This is a genomic window from Burkholderia sp. SIMBA_062, assembly GCF_046534765.1.
In the GTDB taxonomy this organism is placed as follows: Bacteria; Pseudomonadota; Gammaproteobacteria; order Burkholderiales; family Burkholderiaceae; genus Burkholderia; species Burkholderia ambifaria.
This window is the reverse complement of sequence record NZ_JAWRYD010000013.1, coordinates 47,052-66,366: the sequence shown is the minus strand read 5'-3', so window position 1 is coordinate 66,366 and position 19,315 is coordinate 47,052. Positions and strand designations below refer to the sequence as shown.

At 68.1% G+C, this 19,315-nt stretch carries 14 protein-coding genes; 8 read left to right on the top strand and 6 right to left on the bottom strand.

Annotation, left to right across the window (positions count from 1 at the left end; all coding sequences use genetic code 11):
• Window positions 1–12: 12 nt before the first annotated feature.
• The 3 genes from SB786_RS16285 to SB786_RS16275 form a co-directional block, all read right to left on the bottom strand.
• A complete protein-coding gene (locus tag SB786_RS16285; RefSeq protein WP_006758834.1) occupies window positions 13–942 on the bottom strand; it encodes a dihydrodipicolinate synthase family protein in 930 nt (309 codons plus the stop codon).
• Window positions 943–994: 52 nt separating this feature from the next.
• Window positions 995–2,353 (bottom strand): MFS transporter, encoded by a 1,359-nt coding sequence (locus SB786_RS16280; protein ID WP_410728338.1) that lies wholly within the window; start codon window positions 2,351–2,353, stop codon window positions 995–997.
• A 329-nt stretch (window positions 2,354–2,682) separates the two neighbouring features.
• Window positions 2,683–4,434, bottom strand: coding sequence for an IlvD/Edd family dehydratase (locus tag SB786_RS16275; RefSeq protein ID WP_011659865.1), 1,752 nt, complete (start codon window positions 4,432–4,434; stop codon window positions 2,683–2,685).
• Between the two features lie 114 nt (window positions 4,435–4,548).
• Here SB786_RS16275 and SB786_RS16270 point away from each other — a divergent pair, with 114 nt between their 5' ends.
• Window positions 4,549–5,499, top strand: coding sequence for a LysR family transcriptional regulator (locus SB786_RS16270; protein WP_410728337.1), 951 nt, complete (start codon window positions 4,549–4,551; stop codon window positions 5,497–5,499).
• A gap of 114 nt (window positions 5,500–5,613) precedes the next feature.
• Here SB786_RS16270 and SB786_RS16265 read toward each other — a convergent pair whose 3' ends face one another.
• A complete protein-coding gene (locus SB786_RS16265; protein WP_410728336.1) occupies window positions 5,614–6,090 on the bottom strand; it encodes an OsmC family protein in 477 nt (158 codons plus the stop codon).
• A 400-nt stretch (window positions 6,091–6,490) separates the two neighbouring features.
• On the opposite strand from SB786_RS16265, the gene SB786_RS16260 reads away from it, so the two are divergent.
• On the top strand, window positions 6,491–8,596 hold the full coding sequence (locus tag SB786_RS16260; protein ID WP_410728335.1) for a TonB-dependent siderophore receptor: 2,106 nt from the start codon (window positions 6,491–6,493) through the stop codon (window positions 8,594–8,596).
• A gap of 134 nt (window positions 8,597–8,730) precedes the next feature.
• Here the strand turns inward: SB786_RS16260 and SB786_RS16255 are convergent, their stop codons facing one another.
• Window positions 8,731–9,768 carry a LacI family DNA-binding transcriptional regulator gene (locus tag SB786_RS16255; protein ID WP_410728334.1) on the bottom strand — a complete coding sequence of 346 codons (1,038 nt, stop codon included), beginning with the start codon at window positions 9,766–9,768 and terminating at the stop codon, window positions 8,731–8,733.
• 190 nt (window positions 9,769–9,958) lie between these two features.
• Between SB786_RS16255 and SB786_RS16250 the strand changes: the two genes are divergently transcribed.
• The 6 genes from SB786_RS16250 to SB786_RS16225 all read left to right on the top strand — a co-directional run bounded on the left by SB786_RS16250 (window position 9,959) and on the right by SB786_RS16225 (window position 17,609).
• Window positions 9,959–11,107, top strand: coding sequence for an ABC transporter ATP-binding protein (locus tag SB786_RS16250; RefSeq protein ID WP_410728333.1), 1,149 nt, complete (start codon window positions 9,959–9,961; stop codon window positions 11,105–11,107).
• Between the two features lie 8 nt (window positions 11,108–11,115).
• Window positions 11,116–13,107 (top strand): beta-galactosidase, encoded by a 1,992-nt coding sequence (locus tag SB786_RS16245; RefSeq protein WP_410728332.1) that lies wholly within the window; start codon window positions 11,116–11,118, stop codon window positions 13,105–13,107.
• A gap of 63 nt (window positions 13,108–13,170) precedes the next feature.
• Window positions 13,171–14,430, top strand: a complete 1,260-nt coding sequence (locus SB786_RS16240; RefSeq protein ID WP_410728331.1) for an ABC transporter substrate-binding protein — start codon at window positions 13,171–13,173, stop codon at window positions 14,428–14,430.
• Window positions 14,431–14,484: 54 nt separating this feature from the next.
• Window positions 14,485–15,429, top strand: a complete 945-nt coding sequence (locus SB786_RS16235; protein ID WP_410728330.1) for a carbohydrate ABC transporter permease — start codon at window positions 14,485–14,487, stop codon at window positions 15,427–15,429.
• A 21-nt stretch (window positions 15,430–15,450) separates the two neighbouring features.
• On the top strand, window positions 15,451–16,302 hold the full coding sequence (locus SB786_RS16230) for a carbohydrate ABC transporter permease (protein ID WP_410728329.1): 852 nt from the start codon (window positions 15,451–15,453) through the stop codon (window positions 16,300–16,302).
• 185 nt (window positions 16,303–16,487) lie between these two features.
• Window positions 16,488–17,609 (top strand): Fic family protein, encoded by a 1,122-nt coding sequence (locus tag SB786_RS16225; RefSeq protein WP_410728328.1) that lies wholly within the window; start codon window positions 16,488–16,490, stop codon window positions 17,607–17,609.
• Window positions 17,610–17,703: 94 nt separating this feature from the next.
• On the opposite strand, the gene SB786_RS16220 is transcribed toward SB786_RS16225, so the two are convergent.
• Entirely contained in the window at window positions 17,704–19,182 is a 1,479-nt protein-coding gene (locus SB786_RS16220; RefSeq protein ID WP_410728327.1) for a nitronate monooxygenase, read from the bottom strand.
• Window positions 19,183–19,315: the final 133 nt, after the last annotated feature.

Sequence of the window (19,315 nt, the reverse complement as noted above, 5' to 3'; positions counted from 1 at the left end):
TTCGCTAGTCGGTCAGTGCGCCCAGCGCAGCACGAGCGGATCGAGCCGGCGCGCGATCGCGAGCAGCTCCGCGCGCGTGTCCGGATGCAGTTCCGGCATCGGATGCCGCGGCCGCTCGCACGCGATCACACCGCCTTCGCGCATCAGCGCCTTCGCGGTGAGAATGCCGGACTGGCGGTTCTCGTGATTGATCAGCGGCAGCCACGCCTGGTAGCGCGCGTACGCGTCGTCCTGCCGCCCTTCGCGCCACGCTTCGAGGATCGGCCGGATGCCGTCCGGATACGCGCCGCCCGTCATCGCGCCGGTCGCGCCGGCGTGCAGGTCGGCGAGCAGCGTGATCGCCTCCTCGCCGTCCCACGGCCCTTCGATCGCGTCGCCGCCGAGCCGGATCAGCTCGCGCAGCTTGTTCGCGGCGCCGGGCGTCTCGATCTTGAAGTACGCGACCTGCTCGATCTCGCGCGCCATCCGCGCAAGCAACGGCGCGGACAGCGCGGTGCCGCTCGCGGGCGCATCCTGAATCATGATCGGGATGTCGATCGCATCCGACACGCGCGCATAGAAATCGACGATCTGCGCTTCGGGCACGCGGAACGTCGCGCCGTGATACGGCGGCATCGTCATCACCATCGCCGCGCCGAGCTGCTGCGCGCGCAGGCTGCGCGCCGCGCACACCTGCGTGCTGTAGTGCGACGTCGTGACGATCACCGGCACGCGGCCGGCGACGTGTTCGAGGATCGTGCGCGTGAGCACGTCGCGTTCGTCGTCGGTGATCGCGAATTGCTCGGAGAAATTCGCGAGGATGCACAGCCCGTCCGAGCCCGCATCGATCATGAAATCGACCGCGCGCTTCTGGCTCGCGAGGTCGAGCTCGCCGGTATCGGAAAACGTCGTCGGGACGACGGGGAAGATGCCGCGGTAGCGCGGTGTGCTGCTCGATGTCATGGTTCGGGTCCTGCGTCGGTCGAATCGGCGTTCAGCCGGAAAAACAAGGCGTTCAGGATTCGCGGGCGAATGCGCCCGCGGCCGGCTCGGGCGCGCGCAGCGCGGCCCGGACCACGAACGTCATCAGCACCGCGAACAACAGCGTCGCCGCAAGAAAGTACAGGCCGGCCGCGAGACTGCCGGTCGATGCCTTGATCAGGCCGATGCCGTACGGCCCGAAGTAGCCGCCGAGATTCGCGAGCGAATTGATCGCGGCGATGCCGACCGCCGCGCTCGTGCCGGTCAGGAATTCGCCGGGCAGCGCCCACACGACGGCCTGGATCGAATAGAGCGAGAACGCGGTGAGGCAGATGAATGCGAACTGCAGCGCGGGCTGCCGCACCCATGCGCTCGCGGCCATCGTCACGGCGGCGGCCGCCGACACGACGACGATGTGCCAGTAGCGCTCGCGCTTGCGGTCCGAATGGCGCGGCACGACGAGCAGGCCGACCACCGCGAACAGATACGGCACCGCGGACAGCAGCCCGGTCGCCGCATCGCCGGCGCCGAATGCGTGGATGATCGTCGGCAGCCACAGCGACAGCCCGTAGATGCACAGCGGAAACGGCAGGAACAGCGCGGCGAGCAGCAGCACGCGGCGATCGCGCAGGGTGGCGAGCGGATTGCCGTGCGAAGCCGGTCGATACGTGTCGCGGTCGGCGGCGAGCTGCCGCGCGATCCAGCGGCGCTGGTCGTCGTTCAGCCAGCGCGCATGCGCGGGCGATTCGGGCAGCAACCGCAGCGTGGGCCATGCGAGCAGCACGGCCGGCAAGCCGCTGACGACGAACAACGTCTGCCAGTCCGACAGGCCGAACCACCCGTGCGTCGACAGCAGCCACCCGGCGAGCGGGCCCGTCACGATGCCGGCGAGCGGCTGCGCGAGCACGAGCAGGCCGATCACGCGGGCACGGTCGCGCATCGGGAACCATTGCGTGAGGAAGTACAGGATGCCGGGATAGAGGCCGGCTTCGGCCGCGCCGAGCAGGAAGCGCAGCACGTAGAAACTGGCCGGGCCTTGCACGAGCGCCATCGCGATCGTGATCACGCCCCACGTCGCGAGGATGCGCGCGAACCAGACGCGTGCGCCGAAGCGTCCGAGTGCGAGGTTGCTCGGCACTTCGCACAGAAAGTAGCCGATGAAGAACAGTCCGGCGCCGAGGCCGTACGCGGCGTCGCCGAGGCCGATCGCCGCGTTCATGTGCAGCTTCGCGAAGCCGACCACGGTACGGTCGACGTAGGCGACCACGTAGATCAGCGCGAGGAACGGCACCAGCTTGCGCGTGAGCATGCGGGTCAGTTGCCGTTCGTCGACGGCTGCCGGCGAATCGGACTGTTCCGCCGCGGTGAGTGCGGGCGTGTACTGCGTCGTCATCTTGTCTCCTATAGCCCACGTTGGCGCTTCAGCGCTTACGGGGGTCCCATGCTTCGCGGTAGCCCACGTCGGCGCTTTAGCGCTTACGGGGGCCCCATGCTTCGCGGTCGGCCCGTGTTCGCGCTTTAGCGCTTACGAGGGCCCCATGCTTCGCGGTCGGCCCCTGTTCGCGCTTTAGCGCTTACGGGGCCCCCAAGCTTCGCGGTCGGCCTCCGTTGGCGTCTTGGCGCTTGACGGAGGCCCCATGCTTCGCGGCCGGCCGGTTGATCGCCCTGCCTCAGCCGGCGCTTCGCCCTGCTTCCCTCAGGCCCCGCCGCGATCCGTTTGTCTCAATGCGAATGGCTCGGCACGTCGGCGCCGCGCATGCCGACCAGGAAGTCCAGGTCGCACCCCTCGTCGGCCTGCAGCACGTGATCGATATACAGCCGCGCGTAGCCGCCCTTGCCGAGCTGAGCGGCCACGCCCGGCGCCGCGGTCGGATCGACGTCCGACAGGCGGCGCTGCAGTTCGTCGTCCGGAATGTCCAGGTGCAGCGTCCCGGCCTCGCAGTCGAGCTCGATCCAGTCGCCGTTGCGCACGGCAGCCAGCGGGCCGCCCGCGGCCGCTTCCGGCGCGACGTGCAGCACGACCGTGCCGTACGCGGTGCCGCTCATCCGTGCATCGGAGATCCGCACCATGTCCTTCACGCCCTGGCGCAGCAGCTTCGGCGGCAGCCCCATGTTGCCGACCTCGGCCATCCCCGGATAACCGCGCGGCCCGCAGTTCTTCAGCACCATCACCGAACTCGCATCGACGTCGAGCGCTTCGTCGTTGATCGTCGCCTTGTAGTGCTCGAGGTTCTCGAACACCACCGCGCGGCCGCGATGCTTCAGCAGCTCGGGGCTCGCCGCCGACGGCTTCAGCACCGCGCCGCGCGGCGCGAGATTGCCGCGCAGGATGCAGATCCCGCCGTCGGCGATCAGCGGCCGGTCGAGCGGGCGGATCACCTCGTCGTCGTAGTTCGGCGCTTCGCGCACGTTGTCCCACAGCGACTTGCCGTTGACCGTCAGCGCGTCGGGGTGCGGCAGCAGCCCGCCTTCGCCGAGCCGGCGCAGCACGGCCGGCAGGCCGCCCGCGTAATAGAACTCCTCCATCAGGAAGCGCCCGGACGGCATCAGGTCGACGATCGTCGGCGTGTCGCGGCCGATGCGCATCCAGTCCTCGAGTTCGAGCGGCACGCCGATGCGGCCCGCGATCGCCTTCAGGTGGATCACCGCGTTGGTCGAGCCGCCGATCGCCGCGTTCGCGCGGATCGCGTTCTCGAACGCCGCGCGCGTCAGCACCTTCGACAGCACGAGCCCTTCGAGCGCCATCTCGACGATCCGGATGCCGGACATGTGCGCGAGCACGTAGCGGCGCGAATCGACGGCCGGAATCGCCGCGTTGTGCGGCAGCGCCACGCCGAGCGCCTCGGCCATGCACGCCATCGTCGACGCGGTGCCCATCGTGTTGCAGGTGCCGGCCGAGCGCGACATGCCGGCTTCGGCCGACAGGAAGTGATGCAGGTCGATCTCGCCGGCCTTCAGCGATTCGTGCAGTTGCCAGACGGCGGTACCCGAACCGATGTTCTTGCCCTCGAGCTTGCCGTTCAGCATCGGGCCGCCCGACACGACGATCGCCGGCACGTCGCAGCTCGCCGCGCCCATCAGCAGCGCGGGGGTCGTCTTGTCGCAGCCGGCGAGCAGCACGACCGCGTCGATCGGATTGCCGCGGATCGCTTCCTCGACGTCCATCGACGCCAGGTTGCGCGTGAGCATCGCCGACGGCCGCAGGTTCGATTCACCGTTCGAGAACACCGGGAATTCGACCGGGAACCCGCCCGCCTCGAAGATCCCGCGCTTCACGTGTTCGGCGAGCTTGCGAAAGTGCGCATTGCACGGCGTCAGTTCGGACCACGTGTTGCAGATGCCGATGATCGGCCGACCGTCGAACTCGTGATCGGGAATGCCCTGGTTCTTCATCCAGCTTCGGTACATGAAGCCGTTCTTGTCGTTCGTGCCGAACCATTGGGTGGAGCGCAGCCTGGGTTTTGTTGCCGACATCGTCAGTCCTGTGGTGACGGGATACCGGCGCAGTCTAGGCAGAATTTTGATAACTCGCTAATGACGTTTTTGGCGATTACGATATCGATTCCGATATCGATATAAACCCGTACCATGCTCGAAGCCAGCCCGTGGGGAAACCGCAGCCGCCTGAAGACGCGCCAGCTTCTGCTGGTCGTCGCGCTCGCCGACGAAGGCAGCATTCACCGCGCCGCGGCCGCGCTGAACATGACGCAGCCGGCCGCGTCGAAGCTGCTGCGCGAGCTCGAGGAATCGATCGGCGCGGTGCTGTTCGAGCGCCTGCCGCGCGGGATGCGGCCGACGCTGTACGGCGACGCGCTGATCCGCCACGCGCGCGCCGCGCTCGGCAGCCTCGACCAGGCACGCGAGGAGCTGGCCGCGCTGAAGGCCGGCCATCTCGGGCATGTGGCGGTGGGCGCGATTACGTCGCCGGGGTTGCGGATCGTGCCACCGGCCGTCGCCGCGGTGAAGGGCACGCATGCGAACGTGCGCGTGTCCGTCGCGATCGACACGAGCAATGCGCTGCTCGAACACCTCGCGCAGGACAAGCTCGACATCGTGCTCGGCCGGCTGTCCGCCGAACACGACAAGCTGCATCTGCGCTACGAGCCGCTGACCGGCGAGCCGGTCGCGGCGGTCGTGCGGCCCGGCCATCCGCTGCTCGCGCAGGCGCCGTTGTCGCTTGCCGACGTGCAGCGTGCCGCGTGGGTCATGCCGCCGGCCGGCAGCGTGCTGCGCCACCGCTTCGAGCTCGTGTTCCAGCGCGCGAGCCTCGCGCCGCCCGCGAACGTCGTCGAGACGGCCGCGCTGCTGTTCATCACGCAGTTGATCGAGCAGAGCGACATGATCGCGGTGCTCGCGGAGGACGTCGCGCTGTACTACGCGCGACATGGCATCGTGTCGGTGCTGCCGCTGGAAATGGATTGCCGGATGGACGATTTCGGGATCATCACGCGCACCGACCGGCTCCATTCGCCGGCCGTCGCGGTGATGGCGGAGGCGATTCGGGCGGCGGCGCGGGAGGTTTACGGGATCGCGTTGTAACGCGCAGATCGGGGGCCGTGCGGCGCGCCCGCCCGGTAAAGCGCACGAAACGGGGCGCCATGTGCGCATTGCCCGGAGAGTGGAGAAGCCTCGACGCCTTCTCCACGGGGCGCGTCACGCGGTGGCGAACTCGATCACCGGTTCGCACCGGATCGGGAAGTTCACGGAGTTCGCGATATAGCACTTCGCATGCGCATCGTGATGCAGCCGCTCGGCCAGCGCGCGATCGTCGCCCGCGCGGATCGTCACGCGCGGGTGCAGCACGATTTCGGTGAAACGCCCCGGCTCGGGCATGTCGAGCATCGTCCCTTCGGCGTCGTCGACATACGCGAGCACGCGGATGCCCGCATCGGAACACAGATGCAGATACCAGAGCTTGTGGCACGCCGAGGCCGACGCGAGCAGCAGGTCCTCCGGATTCCAGCGCGCCGCATCGCCGCGAAACGCCGGGTCCGACGAGCCCGGAATGTCCGGCTTCGAACCCGTGCGGATCACATGATCGCGGCCATATTCGCGATACCCGGACGTGCCGGTTCCGCGGTTGCCGGTCCACTCCACTGCCACGCGATACTTGTGTTCGCCATGCGCCATGTCGCTCTCCTCTGCAATCGGATGTGAGGCCGCCATTGTGTCACCGGAATACCTGCCGCGAACGCAATGCCCGCGACGCCCGCGCGATGACGGTCGCGCATCCCGATTCGGCGCGACGCATCGGGATGCGGCTCGTCGAACGCAACTGAGGCCGGCCGGCGGCAGAGCGCGCGCTCACCCATTCTCGGCCGCCGCCACACCACGCGGCAAGCCACCGGATCGGCCTCGTCGGCCGGACACTGTCACTCCCCTGCTCCCAATGCAACAAGGTCAACTTACGATTGCAAATACATCTCATTTGCATTAGATTTCGGCGCGCAAATGGACTGTTTGGAACACGGTTGCCGGCGCGAGACGGCCCGCGGTGCCCGAACGCGGACCCATCTCTGAAGGACGAGGCATGAGCAGGAAGAACTGGGCGGCCGCACCGATGGCCATCGTCGTCGGCACGGCCGGGCTGAGCGCCGCCGATGCGCAGGAACTGTCGCTGCCGGCGATCGAAGTCTCCGGGCAGCGCACGACGGCGCCGTTTCGCGCGCCGGAATCGACGAGCGCGACGCGCACCGAGACGGACGTGATGGAGATTCCGTTCGCGGTCAGCAGCGTCGACAAGAAACTGATTCAGACGGTGGCCGCCACACGCGGTGAAGACCTGTACGACTGGGTCGCCGGCGTCGCGCGGCAAAACAACTTCGGCGGGCTGTGGGACAACTACGCGGTGCGCGGCTTCGCCGGCGACGGCAACACGTCCGGCACCGACTACCTCGTCAACGGCTTCTCGTGGAATCGCGGCATCAGCGTGCCGCGCGACACCGCCACGCTCGAGCGCATGGAAGTCCTCAAGGGGCCCGCGTCCGCGCTGTACGGCCGCGGCGACCCCGGCGGGCTCATCAGCTACACGACGAAGCAGCCGCAGTTCGCGCGCGCGAGCACGATCGGCGTGTCGGCCGGCAGCTACGGCGCGCTGCGCGAGACGCTCGATTCGACCGGCCCCGTGACGAAGTCGCTCGCGTACCGCTTCATCGCGATGAACGAGGACAACGGCAGCTTCCGCGATACCGTGTCGAGCAAGCGCTACCTGTTCGCGCCGTCGTTCACGTGGGACATCGGCGCGGACACGACGCTCCACTACGAATTCGAGACCGCCCGCCAGCGCGCGCCGCTCGATCGCGGCGTGGTCGCGGTTAACGGTCAACTCGGTGCGGTGCCGGCGTCGAGGTTCATGGGCGAGCCGCGCGACGGCGACTACGACGTGCGCAACGCGGGCCACCAATTCACGCTCGAACATCGCTTCAATGCCGACTGGTCGGTCAACGCCGGCTTCGCGCAGCGCGACACCGACCTGTCCGGCCGCTCGTCCGAAGCGTTCGCGCTGCAGCCGGACGGGCGTACGCTGTGGCGCCGCTACCGGCAGGTCGCGTTTCACTCGAACGACGTGCAAGGCCGCGTCGAGGTGGCCGGCAAGGCCCGCGCGGCCGGCATCGGCCATACGTTCGTGATGGGCGTCGACGCGTACCGCTTCAACTACGACCAGTTCGTGTCGCGTTCGACGCCGACGGCCGCGGCGCCGTATGCGATCGACATCTTCGATCCGGTCTACGGTCAGCCGGCGCCCGTGCCGCGCACCGCGACGAACCTGCTCGAGCGCGACAATGGCCAGGGCCTGTATGCCCAGGACACGCTCGCGTTCGGGCCGCACTGGAAAGTGCTCGCCGGGCTACGCTGGGACCGCTTTCACCAGTCGGTCGAGAACCGCCTGAAGGGCGTGACGACGACCCAGCTGCAAACGGCGCTGAGCCCGCGGCTCGGCATCGTGTATGAGGCCAGCCCCGCGCTGTCGCTCTACGCGAACACCGCGTATTCGTTCCGGCCGAACAACGGCGCCGACGTGAACGGCCGCGCGTTCGATCCGGAGAAGGGGCACGGCTATGAGGCCGGCGTGAAATGGGCCGGCACGCGCTGGCTCGCGACCGTCGCCGCGTTCTACGTGAACAAGCGCAACGTGCTGAGCGCCGATCCGGCGAATGCCGGGTTCTCGCGTGCGGCCGGCGAAGTACGCAGCCGCGGCGTCGAATTCGAATGGAACGGCGAACTCGGCCACGGCTTGCGCGGCATCGTCAACTTCGCGTACGTCGATGCGCAGGTCACGCACGACAGCGTGCTGACGCCGGGCGCACGCCTCGTCGACATTCCGCGGCTGAGCGGGAGCGCGCTGCTGATGTACGAAACCGCGCTGCCGCTCGTCGACAAGGCCGGCGCGGGCGCGGGCGTGATCTACGTCGGGCGCCGCGCGGGCAACACCGCGAACACGCAGGACGGCTTCGACCTGCCCGCCTACGCGACCGTGCAGCTCAACGGCTACGTGCAGGTCAACAAGCATCTGCGCGCGTCGGTCGTGTTGAACAACCTGTTCAATCGCACGTACTACGTCAGCTCATACAACAACCTGTGGGTCACGCCGGGCGCGCCGCGCAGCCTGTTCGCATCGCTCGCGTACTCGTTCTAGAAGCGCTGGTCGATGTGCATCGCGCGGCGGACGCGGACCGCGCGTGCGGTGCGCGGAAAGCCACGACGACGCGGACATCACGGGCATCTCCCCGTTGGCCCGACAACTGAAAACGCCGCGCGCGTCGACCCTCGCTACATCAAGCGTCGCCTCGACACCGCCCCCGTCGTGCCACGCACCACCAACCGCGGCAACGACGTGGTCAGCACGCGCGACGCATCGTCGATCCGCCCGCCCGCCTCGCGCAGCGCGTTGAGCAGTTCGACAGCGAGCCCGGCGGCCTCGGCGGTCGGGATCGCAACCGTCGTCAACGTGGGACGCGTGTCGCTCGCCAGATGAATATCAGTAATGCCGACGATCGACAGATCGTCGGGCACGCGCCGGCCGCGATCGGCCGCCGCGTGCAGCGCCCCGATCGCGGGCAGGTCGTTGGTCGCGACCAGCGCGGTCAACCCGGCATGCGCGTCGAGCAGCCGGCCCGCCGCGCGCACGCCGCCTTCGATCGAATCGGAATCGGGCTCGGCCGCGACGATCGACGCGTCGAGCCCCGCTTCGCGCATCACGTCGACGAAGCCGTCATAGCGCGCCGCCTGCACGCCGCTCGCCGACCCGCCGACGATCACGCCGATCGTCCGGTGTCCGAGTTCGAGCAGATGCCGCGTCGCGATCCGTCCGGCTTCGCGGAAATCCACCGCCACGCACGGCAACCCTTCGGGCGGCGCATCGGGCCGCTCCCACAGACACAGCACGACCGGCACGCCGCGCCGCGCGACGTCCGCCAGATCCGGCAGGTGCAGGTTCGCGTTGGTCACGAGAATGCCTTCGGAGATCGTGCCGGCGATCTGGTCGAGATACGCTCTGCCCTGCAACGGATCTTCGTTGGTATTGCAGACGATCAGGAACTGCCCGTTGCGGCGCACCGCGCGCTCGACCGCGAGCGCGAACTCCGGATAGAACGGGTTCGCGATGCTCGACACCATCAGCGCGACCGTCGGCGCGCGCCCTTCCGCGAGCGCCCGCGCCGCGAGATGCGGCCGGTACCCGAGCGCCTGCACGGCTTCGAGCACGCGCGCGCGGGTGGCTTCCCCAACCCGGCCCCGGTTGCGCAGCACGTTCGAGACCGTCGCGGCCGTCACGCCGGCGCGGCGGGCCACTTCATCGAGTGTCGCCATCCCTTGCTCACTATATGAGACGTTGATCCAGTATTTGCTTCGCTCACCGAAGCGGCGCACTATCGCCGCACACCCTGCCGCCCGACCGACGGGCGCGACTCGGCCGCGATCGCTATCGGCTCTTTTTTTGATCGCGATGATTAAGCGCTTAAGCACGGATGAAAGCGCATTAGAACATGGAGCGGAGACAATGGCGAGCATCTCGATGCGACGCGTGCAGAAAGCCTATGGCGAGCACGCGCCGGTCATTCGCGACGTCGATCTGGAGATCGACGCGCACGAGTTCTGCGTGTTCCTGGGGCCCTCCGGTTGCGGCAAGTCGACCCTGCTGCGGATGATCGCAGGCCTCGAGGACCTGAGCGACGGCGAACTGTCGATCGACGGCCGCCGCGTCGACGACGTGCCGGCCGCCGAGCGCGGCGTCGCGATGGTGTTCCAGAGCTACGCGCTGTTTCCGCACATGACGGTCTACGAGAACATGGCGTTCGGGCTGAAGCTCGCGCGCGTGCCGAAGGCCGAGATCGACCGGAAGGTGCGCGACGCCGCGCGGATTCTTCAACTCGATGCGCTGCTCGATCGCAAGCCGAAGGCGCTGTCCGGCGGCCAGCGGCAGCGCGTCGCGATCGGCCGCGCGATCGTGCGCGAGCCCGGGGTGTTCTTGTTCGACGAACCGCTGTCGAACCTCGACGCGGCGCTGCGCGGCCAGACGCGTATCGAAATCGCGAAGCTGCATAGGCAGTTCGAACGCGCGAGCGTCGTCTACGTGACGCACGACCAGACCGAAGCGATGACGCTCGCCGACAAGATCGTGCTGCTGCACGCCGGCGCCGACACCGCGCAGCACGGCAGCATCGCGCAGATCGGCGCGCCGCTCGACCTCTATCACCATCCCGCCAGCCGCTTCGTCGCCGGCTTCATCGGCTCGCCGCGGATGAACTTCCTGCCGGCCGTCGTCGCCGCCTGCGACGCGCGGCATACGACCGTCACCGTCGTGCCGTCCGGCGAAACCTTCACGCTGCCGCGCGACGGCGCCGCGCTCGCGCCGGGGGCGACCGTCACGCTCGGCATCCGCCCCGAACATCTGACGCTCGGCGCCGCGCACGACGCGACGACGCTCGCGCGCGACGTCGTGCTCGTCGAACGCCTCGGCGAGCAGACCTACGTGCACCTCGACCAGCCCGGCGGCACGCCGCTGATCGCGAAAGTGCCCGGCGACGCGCCGCTGCGCATCGGCGAGCGCGTGCACGCACAGGCGCCGGCCGCGGCCTGTCACCTCTTCACGGAAGACGGCCGCGCGGTGCCCGCGCGCGCCGAGCTTCCCGTCCACCACTACGCATAAGGATCGGCATGCGCCTCGGAGTCTGTTACTACCCGGAACATTGGCCGGAATCGATGTGGGCCGACGACGCCCGCCGGATGACGGCGCTCGGCATCGCGCAGGTACGGATCGCCGAATTCGCGTGGAGCCGCATCGAGCCGTCGCCGGGCGAATACGACTGGGGCTGGCTCGACCGCGCGGTCGACGTGCTCGGCGCGGCCAGCCTCGAGATCGTGATGTGCACGCCGACCGCGACGCCGCCGAAATGGCTCGTCGACCGTCACCCCGACATCCTCGCGATCGGCGCCGATGGCCGGCCGCGCGGGTTCGGTTCGCGCCGCCACTACGACTTCTCGTCACCGACCTATCTGGAAGCGTCGCGCCGCATCTGTACGGCGGTCGCCGAACGCTACGGCCGCCACCCGGCCGTACGCTACTGGCAGACCGACAACGAGCTCGGTTGCCACCAGACGGTGGTCAGCTATTCGCCCGCCGCGCTCGTGCGCTTTCGCGAATGGCTGAAGGCGCGCTACGGCACGATCGACGCGCTGAACCGCGCGTGGGGCACGGTGTTCTGGAGCATGGAGTACCGGCATTTCGACGAAGTCGACGCGCCTGTGGGCACCGTGACCGAAGCGCATCCGTCGCATCGGCTCGACTACCGGCGCTTCGCGTCCGACGAGGTCGCACGCTATCACCGGATGCAGGTCGACGTGATCCGCGCGCATTCGCCGGGCCGCCCCGTCGCGCACAACTTCATGCAGCTGTTCACCGAGTTCGATCATTACGAAGTGGCGCGCGACCTCGACATCGCGACGTGGGACAGCTATCCGCTCGGCGCGCTCGAGGAGCAATGGTTCGCGCCCGACCTGAAGGCGCGCTGGCTGCGCACCGGCCATCCGGATTTCGCGTCGTTCAATCACGATCTCTATCGCGGGATGTCGAAGCTGCCGTTCTGGGTGATGGAGCAGCAGCCGGGGCCCGTGAACTGGGCGCAGTGGAACCCCGCGCCGCTGCCGGGCATGGTGCGCCTGTGGAGCTGGGAAGCGTTCGCGCACGGCGCCGGCTGCGTGTCGTACTTCCGCTGGCGGCAGGCGCCGTTCGCGCAGGAGCAGATGCATGCGGGCCTGCACACGCCGGACGATCAGCTCGACGAAGGCGGCCGCGAAGCGCAGCGCGTCGCGCGCGAAATCGCGGCCGTGCTCGATGCCGGCGCGGATGCCGACGCGAACGGCGCGGTGCGCGCCCCCGTCGCGCTGGTGTTCGACTATGAAGCGAAGTGGCTGTTCGAAGTGCAGCCGCAAGGCGCCGATTTCCACTACCCGCGCTGCGCGTTCGAGTACTACTCGGCGCTGCGTTCGCTCGGCCTCGATGTCGACGTGATCTCCGCGCATGCGCCGCTCGACGGCTACCGGCTCGTCGTCGTGCCGCCGCTGCCGATCGTGCCGGACGACTTCGCGGCACGGCTCGCCGCATCGGGCGCGCATGCGGTATTCGGCCCGCGCACCGGTTCGAAGACGGCCGACCTGCAGATTCCGCCGACGCTGCCGCCCGGCCCGCTCGCGTCGATCCTGCCGCTGCGCGTGTGGCGCGTCGAGTCGCTGCGGCCGAACGTGACCGAGCCGGTCGACGGCACGTTGCGCGACGGCTCGGCGTTCACCGGCGCCGCACGCCGCTGGCGCGACCTCGTCGAGCTGCACGACGACGCACCCAGCGTCGTGCGTGCGCGCTTCGCCGATGGTCATCCGGCCTGCGTGTCGCACGGCGCGCTGCATTACTGGGCCGCGCTGTTCGACGACGCGACCACCGCGCGCCTGTTCGCGGACGTCGCGGCCGAAGCCGGCCTGACACCATCGCCGCTCGGCGACGGCGTGCGCGTGAGCCGACGCGGCGGCCTGACCTACGTATTCAACTACGGCGGCACGCCGCACACGCTCGATGGGGTGCTGCCGTCCGCGTTCGTGGTCGGCGCCGCGCAGGTCGAGCCGCAAGGCGTCGCCGTGTATCGAAGCCGTTCGTAGCAACCGCCCCCGGCGCCGCGACGCGCCGGTCACGCACGACGACACACAGGACTGGAGACACACATGACACATCGCCCCCTTCGCGTCGCCGCCCGGCTTGCGACCGCCGCCGCCGTCGCGTTTGCTTCGTTCGGCGCGGCGGCGCCGGCCGACGCGGGCACGCTGACGATCAACATCGCGTTCAAGGGCGCCAGCCAGCGCTCGGTGTGGCAGTCGACGATCGAGGCGTTCCACAAGGCCCACCCCGACATCGACGTGAAGCCCACCTTCGTCGACGAGGAAGCGTACAAGGTGCAGCTCCCCGCGTGGCTCACGACCGTCGCGCCCGACGTCGTCAACTGGCACGCGGGCGAGCGGATGGCGTACTACGCGAAGCGCGGGCTGTTCGAGGACCTGAGCGGCGACTGGGCGAAGAACGGCTGGGACGCGATGTACGCGTCGACGCGCAGCGCATCGTCGTACAACGGCAAGCAATACGCGGCGCCGACCGTCTATTACTCGTGGGGGCTGTTCTACCGCAAGGACCTGTTCCGCAAGGTCGGCATCGCCGACGAGCCGAAGACCTGGGATCAGTTTCTCGATGCGTGCAAGAAGCTGAAGGCGGCCGGCATCACGCCGATCGCGATCGGCGGCCGCGACGCGTGGACGCTCGCCGGCTGGTTCGACTATCTCGACCTGCGCGTGAACGGCAACGCGTTCCACCAGCAGCTGATGGCCGGCGAAGTGCCGTACACCGACCCGCGCGTGAAGAAGGTCTACACGACGTGGAAATCGCTGATCGACTCGGGCTACTTCATCGACAACGCGCTGTCCTACGATCTCGACGGCGCGCAGCCGTTCCTGTTCCAGGGCAAGGCCGCGATGATGCTGATGGGCACCTTCATCGCGGCGGGCTTTCCGCCGAACGTGAAGCAGGAAATGGGCTATTACCGCTTCCCGATCATCGACCCGAAGGTGCCGACCGCCGAGGACGGCCCGGTCGAATCGCTGCACATCCCGACCAAGGCGAAGAACAAGGCCGACGCGCATACGTTCCTCGCGTTCGTCGAGACGCCCGAGATGGGGGCGAAGCTCGCGGAAGGGCTCGGCTCGCTGTCGGCCAACAGCAAGTCGCCGGAGCCGGCCGATCCGATTTCGCGGATCGGCTTCCGGATCCTCGCCGACACCAAGGGCGGCGTCGCGCAGTTCTACGACCGCGACATGACCAAGGAGATGGCCGACGAAGGGATGAAGGGGATGCAGCAGTTCCTCGCGAATCCCGCGCAGCTCGATACCGTGCTCGCGCAGCTCGAACAGACCCGCAAGCGGATCTACAAGAAGTAACCGCGCGACCCATGCGGCGGCCGCGCGCCGCCGTGTCCGTTCAGGAGGCTCGCCGTGTCCAGTCCGATCACGTCCCCCCCGCCCGCCGGCACCGCGTCGCCGTCGCGCGGCTCATCCGCCGGCGCATTGCCCGCGCGCCGCCCGTCACCCGCCGTGCGGCGGCAACGGCGCGCCGCGTGGCTCTTTCTCGCGCCGGCCTGCGCGATGGTGGCCGTCTATGTGATCTGGCCGATCCTGTCGACGCTGTGGCTGAGCCTCTGCAACTGGGACGGGATGACCGAGCGCACGTTCGTCGGTCTCGCGAACTACGTCGAGCTGCTGCACGCGCCGACCTTCTACACCGCGCTGCGCAACAACGTGCTCTGGCTTGCGCTGTTCATGCTCGCGCCGCCGCTCGGCCTCGCGCTCGCGCTGTACCTGAACCAGGCGGTGGCCGGCATCCGGCTCGTGAAGTCGCTGTTCTTCGCGCCGTTCGTGCTGTCCGGCGTGGTGGTCGGCCTGATCTTCTCGTGGTTCTACGATCCGACCTTCGGGCTGCTCGCGCTGATCGCCGGACACGGAATCCCGGTGCTCGGCGACGCGCACTATGCGACCTTCGGCATCGTGTTCGCCGCGCTGTGGCCGCAGACCGCGTACTGCATGATCCTGTACCTGACCGGCCTCACGTCGGTCAACCCGGAGCAGATCGAAGCGGCGCGGATGGAAGGCGCGCGCGGCTTCGCGCTGCTGTGGCACGTCGTGCTGCCGCAATTGCGCCCGACCACGTTCATGGCGATCGTCGTCACGGTGATCGGCGCGCTGCGCAGCTTCGACCTGATTTCGGTGATGACGGGCGGCGGCCCGTTCGAGAGCTCCACCGTGCTCGCGTATTACATGTACGACCAGGCGATCAAGTACTACCGGCTCGGCTATTCCGCGTCGATCGCGGTCGTGCTGTTCGCGATCATGCTCGTCTACATCGTGTTCCAGTTGCGCCGCATGCTGCGCAACGAGCAGTGACCTACCGGGAGTGCATTCATCATGTTTCCGACACCCGTTGCCCACTGGAAGCCGGTCTCGCGCAGGCTGTACAAGCTGTCGCTGCCCGTCGCGCTCGTGATCTGGCTGCTGCCGATGATCGCGGTGTTCGTCACGTCGGTGCGCTCGACCGAGGAGCTGGTCGAAGGTCACTACTGGGGCTGGCCGCGGCACTTCTCGATGATCGGCAACTATCGCGACGCGCTGACCACGTCGCCGATGCTGCATTACTTCTGGAACAGCGTGCAGATCACGGTGCCGTCGGTGATCGGTTCGATCGCGCTCGCGGCGATGGCGGGCTTTGCGCTCGCGACCTACCGGTTTCGCGGGAGTACCGCGCTGTTCGGGACGTTCGTCGCGGGAAACTTCGTGCCGGTGCAGGTGTTGATGATTCCGGTGCGGGACTTGTCGCTGCGGCTCGGCGTGTTCAACACCGTCGAGGCGCTGATCCTGTTTCATGTCGCGTTTCAGACGGGGTTCTGCACGCTGTTTCTGCGCAACTTCATCAAGCAGTTGCCGTTCGAATTGATCGAGGCGGCTCGGATTGAAGGGGCGGGCGAATGGACGGTGTTCTGGCGGATCGTGTTGCCGCTGATCCGGCCCGCGTTGGCCGCGCTCGCGATTCTCGTGTTCACGTTCGTGTGGAACGACTACTTCTGGGCGCTGTGCCTCACGCAAGGCGATGAGGCTGCGCCGATTACAGCGGGCGTCGCGGCGTTGAAGGGGCAATGGACGACATCTTGGAACCTCGTGTCGGCCGGGTCGATTCTCGCCGCATTGCCGTCGGTCGCGATGTTCTTCGCGATGCAGAAGCATTTTGTGGCAGGGCTGACGTTCGGGGCGACGAAAGGTTGAGCCGGCACTGATCGCTGATCGCGAATTCTGATCTCCTCCTTCTCTTCATCGAGAGGTTGCCCGCTTCGGCGGGCTTTTTTTGGTTCGGCCGGGTTTGACGGTGCGGCGAATAGAGCGGCTATTCTCCGCAGAATTTGCGGTGAATGTGGAATCGCACGGCGAATCGGTGAGGTAATCTCCGCATCATGAGCGGAGATTACCCCTTCATCCGGGAGTCGGCCGACTGGCCTGCATGGCGCTTCGACCTCCCGACACTCGCCGCGCCACTCGCCGACGTCAGCCGTGCGCAAGGCATGCTGGTCGGGCGATTGGCGGATATCGGCCTGTCGCTGCGCGGCGAGGCGAGCCTGGCCACGCTGACGGAGGACGTCGTCAAGACCAGTGCCATCGAGGGCGAAAGCCTGAACGTCGCATCGGTTCGATCGTCGATTGCGCGCCGCCTTGGTGTGGATATCGGTGCGCTGGCGCCAGTCGATCGCCACGTCGAGGGCGTGGTCGACATGGTGCTGGATGCGACGACCCATTCGGCGGCGCCGGTCACCGAAAGCCGCTTGTGCGGGTGGCATGCCGCTCTTTTCCCGACCGGCTATTCGGGGATGTCGCGGATCACGGTCGGCGCATGGCGTACGGACGCGAGCGGGCCGATGCAGGTGGTGTCCGGGCCCATCGGCCGGCAGCGCGTGCATTTCGAAGCACCGCCCGCCTCGTGCCTGACCAGCGAGGTCCACCGCTTTCTCGCATGGCTCAATGCGTCGCCGGCCGAGCCTTTGCTGATCCGGGCCGGCCTGGCCCACCTGTGGTTCGTCACGCTCCACCCGTTCGACGACGGCAACGGCCGTATCGCGCGCGCGCTCGGGGATCTGGTGCTGGCGCGCGCCGATCGGAGTCCACAACGTTTCTATAGCCTGTCGGCGCAAATCCAGCGTGAACGCAATGCGTACTACGACGTGCTGGAGCGCACGCAGCGCGGTTCGCTCGACGTCACCGAATGGCTCGCGTGGTTTCTGAACACCCTGGGGCGGGCCGTCGATCACGCGCACACGACGCTCGATGCGGTCCTGGTCAAGGCGCGCTTCTGGCAACAATATGCGGGCCCCGCGATGAACGAACGCCAGGCCAAGGTCATGAACCGCTTGCTCGACGGCTTCGAAGGAAAGCTGACGACCACCAAATGGGCAGCCCTCGCAAAGTGCTCGCAAGATACGGCGCTGCGCGATATCGGCGAACTCGTCTCGCGCGGTGTGCTGCGTCGTTCGTTGTCCGGCGGCCGGAGCACGAGTTACGAGCTGGCGCCGTTCGACGGCTGACGCCATCGCTGGCAAGCGTAGCCGGACTGCCGTCGTGGTTTCCCGCCTTTCGGTTCTCCCGCCCGGGCGGACGCTGGATGTCTCGCAGGCCCGACTATGCGTCGCCCGCGCGCCCCACCCTCAGCCGCACGTCCACCGCCCCGATGTTCTTCTCATGCGCAACCAGCATCAACGACAGCGCGTGATGGATATCCGGATCCGCGAGCGTCGGCAGCAGCGTCTGCAGCTTGCGCACGACCCACCTCTGGCCGCGGTTCAGAAACGCCATCCGCTCGGCCAGATCGTCGATCGCCATCGCCTTTTCATGGAACGACCCGGTCGCACGCGTCGGCGTCGCGCCGAGCGTGCGGATCACGTCGACCAGCACACTGCACCAGTGCGCCTCGTCCTGCCGAATATGCGCGATCAGCCGATGCAGTTCGGGATCGTCATGGACCTCGGCCGCCGTCTCCGACGCGACGCGGGCTCCCGCGCGCTCCGCTTCCAGCAATTCATCGAGTGCCGCTACCAATGCCGTACGATGCGCATCCGCTTCGCCTGCCGATGAAGCCGCCTTTTTCTCGACGATCGCCGCCGCATCGAGCACGATCCGGCGCAGCACGTCGCCGGCCGATTCGATCGCGCCGATCCTTCCGGCACCCGTGCCCGCATACAACGCCATCGCCTCGAAATCGCCGGTCATCGTGCGCAGCGGCGAGTCGGTGCTGAACAGATGGATCGGCCGCCCTTCCTCGTTACCGATCACCACGCGCTCACCACCGAACGGATCGCCACGCTCGCCGCGCGTCACGCTCGACGGCAGCACCCGAACCCGCGCACCGCGCGGCCAGTTGATGTGAAAGATATCGGTCAACAGCGTATCGCCGTCGCGCGCATCGACGATCCGCTGCTGGTGATACGCATGCGCGAACGACTCGTGCGTCGCGATGAATGCCGTGCCCATCACCGCGCCCTGCGCGCCGAGCGCCATCGCGGCGGCCACGTCCGCGCCGTCGACGATTCCGCCCGCCGCGAGCACCGGCAAGCGCGTCGCGCGCACCACGTCGGGCAGCAACTCTGCCAGCGGCCGATCGCCGCGCACATGGCCGCCGGCCTCCAGCCCCTGAACGATCAGCGCCTGCGCACCCGCGGCCTCGGCCGCACGCGCATCGTCGAGCGATCCGACCTGATGAACCACACGCACGCCCGCATCGCGCAGACGCCGCACGACACCCGGCATCACGTCCCAGAACAGCGCGACCACAGGCACACGCAACGCGATACACGCGTCGAGCTGGGCATCGAGCAACTCGGGCGGCGTCGATGCGGGAATCAGATTGACGCCGAACGGCCGCTCGGTGGCCGCGCGCACCTGTTCGACCTCGCGCCGGATCAGCGCGACCGGCTCGCGCACCATCCCGAGAAAGCCGAACCCGCCGGCCGCGCTCACCGCGCTCGCGAGCTCGGCCCGCGCGACGCCGCCCTTGCCCGCGAGCACGATCGGCCACGCACAGCCGAGCAGGTCGCAGACGGGGCGATGCAGGATCTGGACGGCGCGGGCCTCGGGGCCGTCGCCACGGATCGGAATCGACATGCAGCGTCCTCCTTCAAGGATCGGCGGCGCGTCACGGTCAACAGCCAGCGCGCGTGTCGCGCTAAGGCGAAACGGATCGTGTCGGGCCACGCATCGAATGGATCACATTGTGACATATTCGACCGCCGGACCG

What these genes read in the sequence shown, in the direction of transcription:
- SB786_RS16285 (WP_006758834.1), bottom strand. Translation starts at nt 942, where the DNA reads ATGACATCGAGCAGCACACCGCGCTACCGCGGCATCTTCCCCGTCGTC.
- SB786_RS16280 (WP_410728338.1), bottom strand. Translation starts at nt 2,353, where the DNA reads ATGACGACGCAGTACACGCCCGCACTCACCGCGGCGGAACAGTCCGAT.
- SB786_RS16275 (WP_011659865.1), bottom strand. Translation starts at nt 4,434, where the DNA reads ATGTCGGCAACAAAACCCAGGCTGCGCTCCACCCAATGGTTCGGCACG.
- SB786_RS16270 (WP_410728337.1), top strand. Translation starts at nt 4,549, where the DNA reads ATGCTCGAAGCCAGCCCGTGGGGAAACCGCAGCCGCCTGAAGACGCGC.
- SB786_RS16265 (WP_410728336.1), bottom strand. Translation starts at nt 6,090, where the DNA reads ATGGCGCATGGCGAACACAAGTATCGCGTGGCAGTGGAGTGGACCGGC.
- SB786_RS16260 (WP_410728335.1), top strand. Translation starts at nt 6,491, where the DNA reads ATGAGCAGGAAGAACTGGGCGGCCGCACCGATGGCCATCGTCGTCGGC.
- SB786_RS16255 (WP_410728334.1), bottom strand. Translation starts at nt 9,768, where the DNA reads ATGGCGACACTCGATGAAGTGGCCCGCCGCGCCGGCGTGACGGCCGCG.
- SB786_RS16250 (WP_410728333.1), top strand. Translation starts at nt 9,959, where the DNA reads ATGGCGAGCATCTCGATGCGACGCGTGCAGAAAGCCTATGGCGAGCAC.
- SB786_RS16245 (WP_410728332.1), top strand. Translation starts at nt 11,116, where the DNA reads ATGCGCCTCGGAGTCTGTTACTACCCGGAACATTGGCCGGAATCGATG.
- SB786_RS16240 (WP_410728331.1), top strand. Translation starts at nt 13,171, where the DNA reads ATGACACATCGCCCCCTTCGCGTCGCCGCCCGGCTTGCGACCGCCGCC.
- SB786_RS16230 (WP_410728329.1), top strand. Translation starts at nt 15,451, where the DNA reads ATGTTTCCGACACCCGTTGCCCACTGGAAGCCGGTCTCGCGCAGGCTG.
- SB786_RS16225 (WP_410728328.1), top strand. Translation starts at nt 16,488, where the DNA reads ATGAGCGGAGATTACCCCTTCATCCGGGAGTCGGCCGACTGGCCTGCA.
- SB786_RS16220 (WP_410728327.1), bottom strand. Translation starts at nt 19,182, where the DNA reads ATGTCGATTCCGATCCGTGGCGACGGCCCCGAGGCCCGCGCCGTCCAG.